Origin of the sequence: Halorientalis sp. (assembly GCF_028275115.1) — an archaeon.
Lineage (GTDB): Archaea > Halobacteriota > Halobacteria > Halobacteriales > Haloarculaceae > Halorientalis.
Genome location: NZ_JAQCNH010000078.1, coordinates 13,887 through 28,415, shown reverse-complemented (window position 1 = coordinate 28,415; position 14,529 = coordinate 13,887). Strand labels below are relative to the sequence as shown.

General features: G+C 66.4%; 12 protein-coding genes and 1 pseudogene. 5 read left to right on the top strand and 8 right to left on the bottom strand.

All coding sequences use genetic code 11. From position 1 onward, the window contains the following. Window positions 1-73: 73 nt before the first annotated feature. Entirely contained in the window at window positions 74-1,804 is a 1,731-nt protein-coding gene (locus tag Q0964_RS10610; RefSeq protein WP_299267071.1) for an ATP-dependent DNA helicase, read from the top strand. 129 nt (window positions 1,805-1,933) lie between these two features. Here Q0964_RS10610 and Q0964_RS10605 read toward each other — a convergent pair whose 3' ends face one another. The 3 genes from Q0964_RS10605 to Q0964_RS10595 form a co-directional block, all read right to left on the bottom strand. Further along, on the bottom strand, window positions 1,934-3,010 hold the full coding sequence (locus Q0964_RS10605; RefSeq protein WP_299267068.1) for a class I SAM-dependent methyltransferase: 1,077 nt from the start codon (window positions 3,008-3,010) through the stop codon (window positions 1,934-1,936). Then, window positions 3,007-4,152 carry a 60S ribosomal export protein NMD3 gene (locus Q0964_RS10600; protein WP_299267065.1) on the bottom strand — a complete coding sequence of 382 codons (1,146 nt, stop codon included), beginning with the start codon at window positions 4,150-4,152 and terminating at the stop codon, window positions 3,007-3,009. The genes Q0964_RS10605 and Q0964_RS10600 overlap by 4 nt, the downstream gene beginning before the upstream one ends. A 262-nt stretch (window positions 4,153-4,414) precedes the next feature. Further along, window positions 4,415-6,217, bottom strand: coding sequence for an ATP-binding protein (locus Q0964_RS10595; protein ID WP_299267061.1), 1,803 nt, complete (start codon window positions 6,215-6,217; stop codon window positions 4,415-4,417). A gap of 523 nt (window positions 6,218-6,740) precedes the next feature. On the opposite strand from Q0964_RS10595, the pseudogene pspAB reads away from it, so the two are divergent. Next, window positions 6,741-7,325, top strand: a pseudogene (gene pspAB, locus Q0964_RS10590) (PspA-associated protein PspAB). Here the strand turns inward: pspAB and Q0964_RS10585 are convergent. Further along, a complete protein-coding gene (locus Q0964_RS10585; protein WP_299267058.1) occupies window positions 7,322-7,999 on the bottom strand; it encodes a histidine kinase N-terminal 7TM domain-containing protein in 678 nt (225 codons plus the stop codon). The pseudogene pspAB and the gene Q0964_RS10585 overlap by 4 nt on opposite strands. Window positions 8,000-8,191: 192 nt before the next feature. On the opposite strand from Q0964_RS10585, the gene radA reads away from it, so the two are divergent. The 3 genes from radA (at window position 8,192) to Q0964_RS10570 (ending at window position 10,266) form a co-directional block, all read left to right on the top strand. Then, entirely contained in the window at window positions 8,192-9,229 is a 1,038-nt protein-coding gene (gene radA, locus Q0964_RS10580) for a DNA repair and recombination protein RadA (RefSeq protein WP_299267054.1), read from the top strand. A 414-nt stretch (window positions 9,230-9,643) separates the two neighbouring features. After that, window positions 9,644-10,045, top strand: a complete 402-nt coding sequence (locus tag Q0964_RS10575; protein WP_299267050.1) for a DUF2178 domain-containing protein — start codon at window positions 9,644-9,646, stop codon at window positions 10,043-10,045. Continuing rightward, window positions 10,042-10,266: a helix-turn-helix transcriptional regulator gene (locus Q0964_RS10570; protein ID WP_299267047.1), complete on the top strand. Its 225-nt coding sequence runs from the start codon at window positions 10,042-10,044 to the stop codon at window positions 10,264-10,266. The genes Q0964_RS10575 and Q0964_RS10570 overlap by 4 nt, the downstream gene beginning before the upstream one ends. A gap of 318 nt (window positions 10,267-10,584) precedes the next feature. Here Q0964_RS10570 and argF read toward each other — a convergent pair whose 3' ends face one another. The 4 genes from argF to Q0964_RS10550 are packed head-to-tail and all read right to left on the bottom strand — an operon-like array spanning window position 10,585 to window position 14,522. Beyond that, window positions 10,585-11,475, bottom strand: a complete 891-nt coding sequence (argF, locus tag Q0964_RS10565) for an ornithine carbamoyltransferase (RefSeq protein WP_299267044.1) — start codon at window positions 11,473-11,475, stop codon at window positions 10,585-10,587. Between the two features lies 1 nt (window position 11,476). Further along, window positions 11,477-12,562 carry a [LysW]-lysine hydrolase gene (locus tag Q0964_RS10560; RefSeq protein ID WP_299267041.1) on the bottom strand — a complete coding sequence of 362 codons (1,086 nt, stop codon included), beginning with the start codon at window positions 12,560-12,562 and terminating at the stop codon, window positions 11,477-11,479. After that, complete coding sequence (locus tag Q0964_RS10555; RefSeq protein ID WP_299267038.1) at window positions 12,559-13,698, bottom strand: aspartate aminotransferase family protein; 1,140 nt, start codon at window positions 13,696-13,698, stop codon at window positions 12,559-12,561. Before Q0964_RS10555 ends, Q0964_RS10560 begins: the two co-directional genes overlap by 4 nt. Then, window positions 13,695-14,522 carry an acetylglutamate/acetylaminoadipate kinase gene (locus Q0964_RS10550; RefSeq protein ID WP_299267035.1) on the bottom strand — a complete coding sequence of 276 codons (828 nt, stop codon included), beginning with the start codon at window positions 14,520-14,522 and terminating at the stop codon, window positions 13,695-13,697. The genes Q0964_RS10555 and Q0964_RS10550 overlap by 4 nt, the downstream gene beginning before the upstream one ends. Window positions 14,523-14,529 lie beyond the last annotated feature (7 nt).

Sequence of the window (14,529 nt, the reverse complement as noted above, 5' to 3'; positions counted from 1 at the left end):
GTTAGCTGTAACTTAACTCCGGTGGGTACTGCGAGCCGAACGATTTTAGCCCCGGAGGTGCCCATCGAGTGACGTGAAGCCCGCCCGGATCGAGACGGAGTTTCCCGCGCCCGCCTACCGTGGGAACCAAGAACAAGCGCTCGCGGACATCCGCGCCGCGTTCGAGGGCGGCAACGACGTGGTGCTAGTGCGCGCCCCGACCGGGAGCGGGAAGTCCCTGCTCGCCCGTGCCATCGCCGGGTCGGCCCGCACCGCCAGCGAGGCCGAGGCAGGCGAGCCCATCGGCGCGTACTACACGACTCCACAGGTCTCACAGTTGGACGACGTGGCTGCCGACGACCTGCTCGAGGACCTCGAACTCATCCGCGGCAAAAACAACTACTCCTGTATCCTCCCGGGCGAAACTGACACCCCTGTCGATCAGGCCCCTTGTGCCCGTGAGCGGATGTTCGACTGCCAGGTCAAACACCGCTGTCCGTACTTCTCCGACCGGTCCATCGCCGCCAACCGCCCCATCGCCGCGATGACGCTGGCGTACTTCATGCAGACTGCCGGCTCGGACGTGTTCGGCCAGCGCGACGTGGTGGTCATCGACGAGGCCCACGGCCTCGCCGAGTGGGCCGAGATGTACGCGACCATCGACCTCTCGCCCCGGCGGGTCCCCGTCTGGGGCGACGTGGAACCGCCGGACATCGACGGTCCCGACCGGGCCGAAGGGTACGCCGAGCGGGTGATGCGGATCGCCTCGCGCCGCCAGGAGGAGTTGCGGGGCAACGCCGAACTCGACCCCGAAGAGGTGGTCGAGCGCGACCGACTCACCGAACTCGGCTCGGAGTTGCAGTGGTTCCTCGAGGACTACCGGGACCCCGACAGCGTGACGACGTGGGTCGTCGACCAACCCGACGGGGCGGGGACCGCCGTCACAATCAAGCCGATGAACCCCGAGCGGTATCTCACGCACACGGTCTGGGACCGCGGCCAGAAGTTCGCCCTGCTGTCGGCGACCATCCTCAGCAAAGACGCCTTCTGTGCCGGCGCGGGGCTGGACCCCTCGCGGGTGGCGCTGGTGGAAGTCGACCACACCTTCCCCGTCGAGAACCGCCCGCTGTACGACGTGACACAGGGGAAGATGACCTACGAGGAGCGCGACCGGACCCTCCCGCGCATGGCCGAAACGCTGGTCCGGATCATGCAGGCCCACCCCGGTGAAAAGGGACTGGTTCACTGCCACTCATACGGAATTCAGGAACGACTGGTCGACCTGCTCTCGGAGTACGGCGTCGACGAGCGAGTGCGTGCACACGACCGCGAGAACCGCGACGCCGTCCTCTCAACGTGGAGGCGGGGGGACGGCAACGCGGTCTTCTGCTCGGTCAAGATGGAGGAGGCCCTGGACCTGGAGGGCGACCTCGCGCGCTGGCAACTGCTGTGTAAAGCCCCTTACCCCAACACGCGTGACTCGCGGGTGGCCCAGCGACTCGAAAACGGCCAGTGGGGCTGGTACTACCGGACCGCGCTCCGGACGGTGGTCCAAGCCTGTGGCCGGGTGGTCCGCGCCCCCGACGATTACGGGGCGACGTATCTCGGCGACTCCTCGCTGCTCGACCTCTTCGAGCGGGCGCAAACGGACATGCCCGGCTGGTTCGCCGAGCAGGTCGACCGGATGTCGACGCCCGAACTGCCGGAACTGGATGCCGGCGCCGCCGTCGGCGAGGCGAACTCTCGGAGTCGGTCGAGGTCGCATCGCTCGACGACCCGTGACTCCGACGGCTCTCACCCCCTGTCGGACGTCTGGGACAGCTAGAAGAACGACACCGTCGCGTACGCGATCGGCGATCCGACCATCAGGATCGTGAAGATAATCGCGATGATCTGTTTTCGGTCCATGCCCCAGATTCGTGACCCCGGGGATTAGAGCTTTCGCACTCACAGGTTACTCGACCCGTGCATCCACGACGACGTGGGCGACGCCTTCGCTGTACCCTTTGACGGTGCGCCGGGCCAGAATCTCGGCTTCCCGGCCGCGCTCGGCGGCGGCCGACGTCAGTCGCTCGACGGGCCGGTCGTACACCAGCGTCTCCGGTGTGGCCTCGTGCATGTGGACGACGCCGCCGGGAACGAGGGCGGACAACGCCGCGTCGAGGTAGTCGTGGGCCTCGTAGTAGCCCATGACCACTCTGTCGGCGTCGACAGTCTCGGCCACGTCACGGCAGTCGGCCCGGTAGAGGTCGACTCGCTCGTGAACGCCGTTGAGCCTGGCGTTCTCCAGCAGGTAGCGGAAGGAATCGGGGTTGATTTCTGTCGCCGTGACGCGCGCGCCGGCCCGGGCCATCGGGAGCGTGAAGTAACCGATGCCAGCGAACATGTCGAAGACGCGGTCGTCGTCGCTCGTCCGGTCCGGCGACTCGCACCGCTCGTCACAACGGACCACGTCTCCCATCCGCCTGCGCTCGGTCTTGTTCCCCGGCGAGAACATCACCTCGGCCAGGTCGAGCGCGTAGCGGGTCCCGTGCTCCGTGTGAACCGTCTCGGTGTCGCCCACGCCCGCGATCACCGTCGCGTCGGGGCGGCGTTGAGTGCCGTCGATCCCGTGGCGCGCCAGCACGGTGTCGGCGTTCGCGTGGAGGTCGAGCAGGGCGTCGCCGATTTCTGCGGGTCGCGGCGCGTCCCCGACGTCGACGAGGACGACGGTACCGATGACCGCCCAGGAACTCGGCGCTCGCTCGCGCTCGGCCTCGCTCCAGCCCCGCTCGCGGAGGTGGTCGTCCAGGTTCCGGAGGCGTGGTTCGGCTTCCTGCCGGACGACTTCCCGGACCGCGGTCTCCTCGGGCGGGACCGTCACTGGCAGCGCGACGGCGTCCTCGCCGAACGGTCTGATACTGCGGTCGGGGTCGTAGACCCCTTCCGCCCGGAGCGCGTCGGCCGCGGTCTCGGCGCGGCCTCTGGCGACGACCGCTGCGAGGGGGTCGGCGTCGGTCGCCGGTGTGTTCTCGGTCTCGTCTGCCGTCATGCGCTCTCGGTTCCGCCCGCAGGGGCACCCGAACCGTCGTCCTCGGGCAGGACGTGCAGGCCGGCCCGGCTCTTGAGGACGGGGACGGTGTCGGCGTCTGGGTTCAGATAGTCGGGGCGGGCGATTGTTTTGGCCTCGTAGGTCTCGGGGTCCAGTACCTGCACGGCCCGGTCGTCCTCGACGGCGACGAGTGTCGTCTGGTCGGCCTCCTCACGGGTCCCCAGTCGCCGGGCGTCCGGAGCGTTCTCGTCCTCGAAACTCGCCTCGAAGGGCTCGCCGGTCGTGATGCGCCGGCCCTTCAGGTTGCCCTGCACGCTGCGGACGAGGACGGGACCGTCGTCGTCTCTGGGGTCGATCACTTCGCCGGGGCGGTACCGGGGCAGGCGGATAGCGTATGTCACCCGGTAAACCTCGTTCCCGTCACTGTCCTCGGTGACCAGCGTCTCGGCGCTCTCGTAGCTGCCCCCGAGCTGGCGGACGATTCGCTCGGCGACGCCGTTCCCCAGCTTCGTGGTCGAGAGTCGCATATTTAAGCCGCCCTCGGTCCGTTTCGCCTCGGTGACGAACGCCGCACGGTCGCCGTCGTCCTCGCGGTCCGCGACGTACTCGTTGGTGATCCGTTCGGCCCGCGCCAGTTCGTCGTCGCTCGGGTCGCGCTCGTCGGCCCGGACCTGGACGGTTGCGGCGTAGGAGCCCCCGGCGATACGGCCACAGCGCCTGCAGGTCTCCCGGGAAATTTTCACGGGCACGAGCACCTCCTCGACGACGGGCGTGTCCCGGACGATACCGGAGAAGCGACAGTGCATCTTGACCGTCGTGGGGTCGACCTGCTCGGGCGCGACTTCCCAGTCGACGGCCTCGGCTTCCAGATGGATGGCGAGAGCCTCGCTGACCTCCTCGACGGCCACGTCGACGTAGTCGTCGGCCCCCACGTCGACCCAGCGGTTCCCCCGGTGGACCACGCCACACTGGGCACAGACCCGGATCTCGATGCGCTCGGGCGCGTCGACGAGGTCGAACTCCTCGAAGTAACAGTCGTTACAGAGCACGCGGTCGGGGTCCCTTGGCTCGCCGGGACGGGGTTCCGGCCGCTCCGGGATGGTCTCCCCACAGCGCGGACAGAACTCGCGTGACTCACTCATTGGTCCATCGTACTCGACTCGGTCGGTTAAGCCTCGCGTTCTGTGTCGCGAGCCCTCGGCCACACCCCGGGCCACGCGGCGATTAATTACGCTGAGCACGTACTCACTATCTTGATTCAGCGAGAGAATCCCGCCGTTCACGGCGGGCGCGAATCGCGTCCACTTTCACTCGCGGATTCATCGGCCGCCTGGCCCGGACCCACCCCGAGACCGAGCGCCGTATCGAGCGGCTCCGGACACTCGAGCGCGAACTGGCCGGACGCTAGGACGACTGGTCGGAGGTGGCGTCGAAATCCCGGATGACGCCCGGCGGGACCGCCGGTGGCGCCCGTGGTGGATCCTCGGTCTTCAGGGCCGCCTCGTCGGCTACCGCCGCCTCGTCCACGTCGGCTGGCGTCGGTATCCGAACGCGGACGACCGTCCCGCGTGGCTCGTGCTCCTCGAAGGCGAGCGAGCCACCGATCCTGGTGACGCCCCACTTGACACCCCAGAGTCCCAGCCCACTCCCGTGTTCGAGCGGGGCCTCGTCGCCGGCGACGACCGGCGAGCGCTCGGAGTCGGGGATACCGGGACCGTCGTCCGTGACGGTGATCTCGACCGGGAGTTCTACCTCCGGGTCGACGGTGACGGACACGTCGACGGTCGGGTCGGCCGCGTCGTTGTGTTCGACGGCGTTTTCCACGAGGTCCTCGACGACGGGGTGCAGGACCCGGTGGTCGGCCCGGGCGAGGACCTGGTCGGGGGCCGACCAGGAGACGTCACAGCCCGTCTCCCCCCGAACCGTGTCGACGACGTCGCTGACGACCCTGGTCACGTCGGTCCGTGGGTCGGGTGTCACCGGGACAGCCATCATCCGCTCGATGCGGCGGGCCTTGTCACCGGTCTCGGCGATCGACAGCGCGGTGTCGACGACCTCGTCCGCAATCTCGGCGGTGTCCGTCTCGGCCTGCTCGGCGATCACTTCGGCCCGAGTGACGATGGTCGCGGTCTCGTTGCGGAGGTTGTGCCGCAGGACGCGGTTGAGGACCGAGAGGCGCTGGCGCCGGGTGTATCGCTCGGTCACGTCGCGGAGAACGAGCGTGTGCCCGATACACTGGTCCTGCTCATTGGTCAGCCCGGACACCGATGGGTCGTACTGGCGGGGACCGGTGGCGGTGTCGAGGCGGACGCCGTCCCGGTCGGACAGGCCGCCGACCGACGTACCCACCACGTCGTCGAGAGGTCGGTCGACGGGCTCCTCGTCGTCGGCAAACGCCTGGCGCGCCCGCTCGTTGAGTCGGACGATTCGCCCGGCGCTGTCGGTGACGATCACGAGGTCGTCCATCTCTTCGAGGACGGTTTCGGGACCGATGGTGCCGGCGGCGGGTAACCCCTCGAACAACCGGTATCGGGAGACGGCTGCGGCGGCGGCGACAGCGCCCACGAAGATACCACCAGCACGGACCATCTCGTCGGCAAAGCCTGGCACGGACGCGCCGCTGACCCGGAGTGCACCGTTGACGAAGTTTCCGACCCACGGAGCCACGACGATCAGCGCCAGTGCGACCCCGAGTGACGGGCCAAGGTGGTCCCGACGGAGCCCCGTGCGGACGAGCAGGCCGACGGCGACGAGCAGGACGGTCGCCGAGTAGAAGTGCATCGCGACGTAGCCGCTGTAGACACCGACGACGAGGGGCTCGGAGACGGCCGTAATGAGGCCGGACTCGACGAGGCCGACCCAGGTCCCGGCCAGTGCGGCGAAGGCGGCCGGCGTAATCAGCGCTACCGTGCGCCGTCGGGAGGTGAACTCGAACAGGCCGTAGTACTCGAAGGCGAAGCGGGCCCAGACGACCGGCATCACGATGACGACTAATGGATAGATTCCCGTCGCCAACTCGACGCTCCCGGAGAGGTGGTAGGCCACGCTCGACCCGGCCGCACCCAGCGCCAGCGCTCCCATCGTCGCCGCGAACCACCGCGCACCAGGCCCTGGCCGGCGGCTGGCGGTCCAGACCCCGACAGCCCCGAACACGACGGCGCTCACTCCAAACAGCGCCGTCACTACCGGGCCAGCCTGGGCAGTCATGCTATCAACAACCCGGGACCGGTAGGGTTTAAATCCGAGTCGAGAAACGATAGCCGAAACGGCAGTGAGCAAAGCAAAGAGCGTCCGCGCCCGCGGTGAGGGTACGGGACTGCTGGGTGACCTCCTCCTCGTCATAAACGGAGAGGGAGCGAAGCTCCCTCAAGCAGTCGGGCGTAGCCCGACGACGGCGAGGCTTCCCGAACCGCACCGCAAGCGGTGAGATATTTACTGGTTTGCAGACCGGTCGGCATGACCGGTCTCCTGGCGGGGCCAGACCGCCGTTACTCCTATTCCACAGTGGGATTCAGAGTTACCGGACTGGGAATCCAGCGACCCGGAGAGGATTCCTTCGAATGTAGATTCCTATGAATCCGATATTGTCCGTTTAATTGGGCGGTCAGACCGCTTCGGTGTATGTCATGTTATGTGTTGAGAAAAATAAATTTCAGGGTGGAAACACTGTGGTGAATGGTTCCTGAAATGGACGCGATTCACGCCCACCGTGAATGGCGGGGTTCTCTCGCTGTATCAAGATAGCCTCCCGGGAGTGTTGTGGTTCGGGGCAGAAGCCGCTGCCACCCGCCGGCCGACCCCGAGGACTTGTTCGGCATGAGTACCGCCTACGTCACGATGGCAGCCGACCTGGGGGTTCGAGTCGGCTGGCGTCGCTGCCCTCTGTTTCGCGAGCGGCGACAGCGCCGACTTCGCCGACGCCGGCGAAGCCGAGACTGGCACCGCCGAGCAGTTTCGTGCGGACCGGCACGGCTACGACTGGGTCGTCCTCGACGACGACGTGGAAGCCCTCCTGACGAGCGTCCACTTCACCGCCGACACTCTCGTCGAACGGGGCTACGGCTCCCGGTTGCTCGCCGTGCTCTTTGCCTTCGAGCGGGTCGAGAACACGCTCGCCGACGACGCCGCAGACCGCCCGCTGTACTGGGTGTACTCGTTCCGGCGCGGCGCGTACTATCCCTCCGCCCCGGCGGGCGACCGCGAACGCGACGACAGCGTGGAGTTCAAACTCGCGAGCGTCCTCGACGTCGAGGACGACGAACGCTTCTGGTACCCGCTCTGGCCCGCGTCGCCAGGGGGCCACCCCTGGGACTAGAGATAGAACATCGCGGCCATGATGCACACCCCGGAGGCCAGGAAGGCAAAGGGGCCGTAATCGATAGTCGTGTCACCGATCACGTAGATTCCGGTCCCGACCGTCGGGAGGATGGTGGCGACGAGGAACGCGGTGGTCGTGTTGACCCACGATTCGTCGCTGCGTTCGATTGCCGCCTGTGTGAACATCCCAATCGCGACGAGCGCGATTCCGAGCGAGTAGTACGCGTAGACCTGGAACCACGGCCCGAACTGGTAGGTCAATGGGAGTACCGCGTCCGCCCCGGTGTTCGCGATGTGCCCCCGAATCCAGATGTCGTGGCTGGTGATGATCATCACGGTCGTCACGACCGGTACGGCGGCCAGCAACGCGACATTCCGAAGTCGTATCAGGTCGTCCCGACCGGTGAACCGCAACGCCATGACCAGGATTGCGGTCGGAACGATGGCGCTCCCGATGAAGTGGATCTTGTACCAGAAGATCGCGGCCTGTGACGGTGACGAACTCATTTCCATGGCGTACCCGCCCGCCCAGAAGACGGCGCCGATGAACACGGCAAATAGCGCGTACGCGCCCTTCTGTTCGTGATAGTACGCGGTCAGTGCTGCGAGTCCGCTCCCCACGATGGCGACGACCCACAGCGGTATCGTGTATGGTGTTAGTGCAATTTCCACACCGAATCCCCCTTGATACCACTATCAGTAGTCACGCATATAAATATTGCAATTGTTATGTGAACCTCTGACGCGATTCTTGACACCTCAAGCTACGGGTAACACTCCGTGCCGGCCGGCCGCCGACCCCCATTTTCACTTTCACCACGGTGTTAACGAGGGTTTATGTGGAAGGGAGCAGAAAAAAGGCGTATGGCGACAAACGAAGACCTCGAAGAGTTGCCGGGTGTGGGACCGGCGACGGCAGAGAAACTGAAAGACAACGGATTCGACGGGTACCAGGGCATCGCGGTCGCCAGTCCCGGCGAACTGTCGAACACTGCCGACATCGGCGAGTCGAGTGCCGCCGACATCATCCAGGCCGCTCGGGACGCCGCCGACATCGGCGGCTTCGAGTCCGGCGCGCAGGTGCTGGAACGCCGCGAACAGATCGGGAAGCTGACGTGGGGCGTCGAAGAGGTCGACGAGTTGCTCGGTGGCGGTGTCGAGACGCAGTCGATTACCGAGGTGTACGGCGAGTTCGGGGCCGGGAAGTCACAGGTCACCCACCAGCTCGCGGTCACCGTCCAGCTCCCGAAGGAGCACGGCGGTCTCGAAGGGAGCGCCATCTTCGTCGACTCCGAGGACACGTTCCGACCCGAGCGAATCGACCAGATGGTCCGTGGCCACGACGACGACGTGCTGGCGGACACGATGGAGTCGTTCGGCATGGAGGACGCCAGCGTCGACAGTGAGGCGGATCTGGAGGAACTGGTCGAAGAGTTTCTTGACCGAATCCACGTCGCGAAGGCGTTCAACTCGAACCACCAGATCCTGCTCGCCGAGAAGGCCAAAGAGATCGCCAGCGAGAGCCAGGACGACGAGTTCCCCGTCCGCCTGCTCTGTGTGGACTCCCTGACCGCGCACTTCCGCGCCGAGTACGTCGGCCGTGGCGAACTGGCCGAACGCCAGCAGAAGCTCAACAAGCACCTCCACGACCTGATGCGCGTCGGCGACCTCAACAACACCGCCGTCGTCGTCACCAACCAGGTCGCCTCCAACCCCGATTCCTTCTTCGGCGACCCCACTCAGCCCATCGGCGGCAACATTCTGGGCCACACCTCGACCTTCCGCATCTACCTCCGGAAATCCAAAGGCAACAAACGGATCGTCAAACTCGTCGACGCCCCCAACCTCCCTGACGGCGAGGGCGTCATGCGCGTCGAAGAAGGCGGCCTGATGAACGAATAGCCACCCACCACCTTTTTCTCGCTCGGGTGGCCTGCGGCCACCACTCGCGGCAAAAACGTGGGCGAAAAAGGCCGAGCGCGCCCCGACGGCGCGCGCTCGGTACAACGCGGTGTGTGGACCGCACTCGCACAAAACCCGCACCGCACTCCAATTTTTCTCGGCCAACCGTGTCAAAATGCAGTTTTGAGCCTCTGATACCGGTGTTCTCGCCAGCCACGCCACCGGACGTAAAAGTTATTTTACTACGTCAAAGACGTTTTACTGTAAAACGCTCTTTACGACAAGAGCGTTTGACCAGGTGACACACATGACGACGACACAGCACTCCCCCGACGCGAACGCACAGACCGGCGCTGGCCTCCTGCTCGGCGCTGTCCCGATCCGGTTTCGACAGCTAACCCGGGGTGTCGAGACGTGACGGCACTGCTCGACCGCACGGGCCGGGTTCGCTCGGCGGTCGCGGGACTGGCCGCTGTCTCCGGACTCGGCCTCGCCGCGTTCACCGTCCTGAACCGGCCGTTCGTCGCCGTCGGCATCTACGCCGTCGCGCTGGCGGGCGCAGTGGGACTCCAGGCGACCGCCGACGCCCCCGTCTTCGACGAACGGGACGCCGACATCTCCCGCGACGCCGCGCGCTGGACCCTCGCTATCTTCGGCTGGGCATCGGCCGGCGTCTTCCCCGCCCTGACCGTCGCGTGGGGCCTCGGCCTGTTCGAGTGGCAACCCTGGAGCGTCGCCATCGCGCTGTTCGTCGCGGTGTTGTACCTGACCTACGGTACGCTCTCGTTCGCGCTCGGACGGCGGCGGTCGGCATGAAAAATTCGCTGCAGACGTACCGCGAACGCCACGGGCTGAGCCAGCGCGAACTGGCCGAACACGTCGGCGTTACGCGACAGACGATCAATGCCGTCGAAGGCAACCGCTACGACCCCTCCGTCGAACTCGTGTTCACACTCGCCGCTTTCTTCGAGTGTTCCGTTGAGGACCTCTTTCACCCCGATATCGACCCCGAGACGACTGCGAGCGATCACGGGTGACGACCGGGTTGAAGACGGGAGACGAGCCCTCGGGACTCTCCCATATTACCTCACCCCTCCCGGGCCGCCGACAGGAGACCGATGCAGATCCGGATCGGGAACAACACGGTCACGAACACCCCCGAACATGAGCAGCGCGTCGACCGTCGCCGCCCACGTCCACGGCGTGAACAGACGGCTGAACCGTCCGTAGGGAGGACAGTCCGAGAGTTCGGGCTGAGCACGATCGCACCGCCAATCGTAGCCACTCCGACAGCGACCGAACTGAACGCGACGAGGAATCGTCGAATCCGCTCTCTGGTTCGTGACCCACGGCCCTCAGTTCTGCTCGGACAGCCAGACTAACAGTCCGTTCTGGGCGTGCATCCGGTTCTCCGCCTGGTCCCAGACGATCGCGTTCTCGCTTTCCAGGGCCTCGTCGGTCACTTCCTCGCCGCGGTGGGCCGGCAGGCAGTGCATCAGCGGCCGGTCACCGAGCAGGTCGGATGTGACCTGAAAGCCGTCGAAGTCGGCGAGTTTCTGCTCGCGCTGGTCCTCCTGGCCCATGCTGACCCACACGTCCGTGTACACCACGTCGGCGTCTTCGACCGCCGCCTCGGGGTCCGTCGTCGTCTCGGGTACGCCGCCGAGGCCGGCCGCGCGTTTGCGGACGCCGTCGTCGATACCGTACCCCGCCGGCGTGGCGACCGTCAGGTCGACGCCGGCCATCGCCGCGCCCAGCACGAACGACTGGGCGACGTTGTTGCCGTCGCCGACCCAGGCGACGTCCACGTCGAAGTCGCCGAACCGCTCGCGGATCGTCAGCAGGTCTGCGAGAGTCTGGCACGGGTGGGCGTCGTCGGTCAACCCGTTGATGACCGGCACGGTCGCGTACTCGCCCAGTTCCACGACGTCTGCGTGGTCGAACACGCGGGCCATAATGAAGTCGACGTACCGTGACACTGCGCGGGCCGTGTCTCTGATCGGCTCGCCGTGTCCGAGGTGGATGTCGTCCGGGCCGAGGAAGATGGCGTGACCACCGAGCTTGGTCATCCCGGTCTCGAAGGAGACGCGAGTCCGGGTCGACGGCTTCTCGAAGATCATCCCGAGCGTCCGGTCGACCAGCGGTTGCCGACCGTCGTCGGCCGTCTTCAGTTCGGCGGCGCGGTCGAGAACGGTGGTCAGCTCCTCGCCGGTCAGGTCGTCGACGTCTAGCAGCGCGCGCACCATGTCAGTCCTCCAGAAGCCGTCGAGTGACCGTTTCGAGCACCTCGAGAGAGCGGTCGTACTCGTCGAGTTTCAGGTGCTCGTTGGGCGCGTGGTCGAGGTCTGAGTCGCCGGGACCGTACGTGACCATGGGACAGTCCCATGCCTGTGCGTACACGTTCATATCGCTTGTGCCCGTCTTCCGGAGCATGCGGGGATCGCCCCCGGCCTGTCGGATCGCTGCGCGGAACGCCCGCGCCACATCGGTCCGGGGCGACATCATCACGGGTTCGACCTTGTCTTTCCAGTGAACGCGGTCGGCCACGTCCAGATACCCCTCTGTGATCTCGATAACCTCCTCGGTGTTCATGCTCGGAGGGACCCGCAACTGCACCGCCATCGTCGCCTCGACGGAGAGCCCGTCGTCAGTGAGGCCGCCCTCGATTTTCGTTGGCTTGGCCGTCACCCGCTCGAAGATGGCCTCCCACTCGTCGGTCGCGAACTCCTGTTCGACGTTCGACCACCAGGCAATGGCGTCCTGCACGGCGTTGTTCTCCGGGCGAGAGGTGTGGCCCGATTCGCTGGTTGCGACGTAGGTGCCGCCGACCAGACCGCGGTACCCCAGCGTAATCCCCTGCCAACCGGAGGGCTCGCCGTTGATAACGGCGTCGGGTGCCGACGCCCTGTCCTCGACGAGGTGGAGCCCACCACGAGAGTCGACTTCCTCGCCGACGACACCGGCGAACGAGGCCCCCGTACTGACGGCCGCGACGGCCATCGCCGCCAGCGGGCCCTTGGCGTCGACGCTCCCGCGACCCCAGAGCGCGTCGACGTCGTCGTCTCGGGCGTCGCGAATCTCGACGGGGATGTCCCCGGGAACGGTGTCGATGTGCGAGGTCAGCAGGACGCCATCATCGGCTGGCGCGCGGACGTTACCGGCCTCGTCGACCCAGACCTCGCGGTCGTGTTCCTCGAAGTAGGAGACCAGCACCTCGGCACAGCGGCGCTCCTCGCCCGACACGGACGGCGTCGAAACCAGGTCCACGAGCAACTGTCGGGCCTCCCCGTCCACGTCGATGCTGCTCTGGCTGGTGAACTGTGTCCCGCTCATCCGTCGTCCTCCGCAACCGTAGCGACCAGCGCCTCGACGACCTCGTCGGCGTGGTCCTCGGTGATCGTCAACGGCGGGAGCAACCGGACCACCGTCCGTCCGGCCGGCAGCGCTAGCACGCCGTGGTTCAACGCCAGTTCCTTCAGGACGCGGTTGGCGCCGCGACCGACCTCGACGCCGATCATCAGACCCTCGCCGCGAACCTCGCGAACGTGGTCGTCGAGTTCGGCGTGGAGGCGCTCCTGGATGTACGACCCGACCTGGGCCGCGTTCTCGGTGACTGCCTCGTCGAGAATCGTCTCGACGGTCGCCTCGGAGGCGGCCGAGACGACGGGACCACCTGAGAATGTCGAGGCGTGAGAGCCGTAGTTCTTTGCGATCCACTCCCGACACAGCGTCGCGCCGATTGGCAGGCCGTTGCCCAAGCCCTTGGCGCTCGTTATCATATCGGGCACCACGTCGGTCCACTCCGAAGCCCACAGACTGCCCGTCCGGCCCATGCCGGTCTGGACCTCATCGAAGATCAGCGCCGCACCCTGCTGGGCGGTCTCGACCCGCGCGGTCTGGAGGAACTCCCGGGTCGCGGGGTTGATGCCGCCCTCACCCTGTACCGGTTCGACGATGACCGCCGCAGTCTCGTCGTCGATGGCTTCGGCCATCGCCTCCGGGTCGTCGTAGGGGACGAACTCCACGTCGCCCATCAGTGGCTCGTACGGCTTTTTGTACTTGTTCTTCCAGGTGGTCGCCAGCGCGCCCATCGTCCGGCCGTGGAAGCCCTGCATCGTCGCGACGATTTTGGAGTTGCCCGTGGCCGAGCGGGCGAACTTCAGCGCCGCCTCGTTGGCTTCCGTCCCCGAGTTACAGAGCCACGTGTAGTCGACGTCGCTGGGCGCAGTGTCGGCCAGCAGGTCGTACAGCCGAGTCCGGGTCTCGACGGGGTATGACGCCTGCACGTAGGTCAGGTCCGCGAACTGCTCGCGAACGGCCTCGTTGACTGCAGGGTGGTTGTGCCCCAGCGGGACGCAGGCGTAACTGGCCCCCATGTCGAGGTACTCGGTGCCATCGTCGCCGTAGAGGTACGCTCCTTCGCCGCGTTCAATCTGGATTGGTTTCTCGTTGAAGACGAATCCACTCATTGTAGTGCCTCCTGGTACAGGTGTGTGCCGCCACCGGAGAGAGCCGAGAGGACCGGCTCGTCGGTGTTGGCGTCCGCGATTACGACCTCGTCGGCCCCGCCGTCGAGGGCCTCCTCCGCCGCCATAATCTTCCGGCTCATGAAGCCTTCGGCGGCCGTCTCCAACCCGGCCCACTCCTCGCCCGTCTCGACGGTCTCGATCAGCGTGTCGGGGTCGTCGGGGTCCTCGAAGACGCCCGCCACGTCCGTCAGCAGGAGGAGGGTGCCACCGAGTTCGCTCGAGATGGCCGCCGCCGACCGGTCGGCGTCCGTATTGACGGGGAGTACATCCTCGGCATCGGCGCCGGCCATCGGCGGGGCCGCAACCGGGACGTAGCCGTCCGAGAGGAGCGACTCGAGCAGGTCGCCGTTGACCTGTTCGATCGTCCCGGAGTGGTCGCCTCGCCTGATCTTTTTTTTGCCGTCCTCGACGACCCGAACGGCGGACTTCCGGGGACCGTGGAGGAGCTTCCCGTCGACGCCGTTGAGTCCGACGGCATCCACGTCGAGGCTCTGCAGGCCCGCGACCAGCTGCGTACTGAGGTGGCCGAAGACCATCTCGAACACCTCCATCGTCTCGGCGTCGGTGAACCGACCGACGACGCCGCTCGGGGTCTCGACGTACTCCGGTTCGATACCGAGTCGTTCCAGCGTGTCGTCGACGGCGGTCGACCCGCCGTGGACGACCGCCACGTCCTCACCGTCGTCGTACAGTGATGCGACATCCGAAAGGGCACCTGCGGGGTTGACCGCGCGAGCGCCACCGACTTTGATAGTTACTCTCATGAAAAAT

Coding starts and splice junctions, on each gene's coding strand:
- Q0964_RS10555 (WP_299267038.1), bottom strand. CDS start 13,698: ATGAGTGGATTCGTCTTCAACGAGAAACCAATCCAGATTGAACGCGGC.
- Q0964_RS10600 (WP_299267065.1), bottom strand. CDS start 4,152: ATGAGTGAGTCACGCGAGTTCTGTCCGCGCTGTGGGGAGACCATCCCG.
- Q0964_RS10560 (WP_299267041.1), bottom strand. CDS start 12,562: ATGAGCGGGACACAGTTCACCAGCCAGAGCAGCATCGACGTGGACGGG.
- radA (WP_299267054.1), top strand. CDS start 8,192: ATGGCGACAAACGAAGACCTCGAAGAGTTGCCGGGTGTGGGACCGGCG.
- Q0964_RS10595 (WP_299267061.1), bottom strand. CDS start 6,217: ATGACTGCCCAGGCTGGCCCGGTAGTGACGGCGCTGTTTGGAGTGAGC.
- Q0964_RS10550 (WP_299267035.1), bottom strand. CDS start 14,522: ATGAGAGTAACTATCAAAGTCGGTGGCGCTCGCGCGGTCAACCCCGCA.
- argF (WP_299267044.1), bottom strand. CDS start 11,475: ATGGTGCGCGCGCTGCTAGACGTCGACGACCTGACCGGCGAGGAGCTG.
- Q0964_RS10605 (WP_299267068.1), bottom strand. CDS start 3,010: ATGACGGCAGACGAGACCGAGAACACACCGGCGACCGACGCCGACCCC.
- Q0964_RS10570 (WP_299267047.1), top strand. CDS start 10,042: ATGAAAAATTCGCTGCAGACGTACCGCGAACGCCACGGGCTGAGCCAG.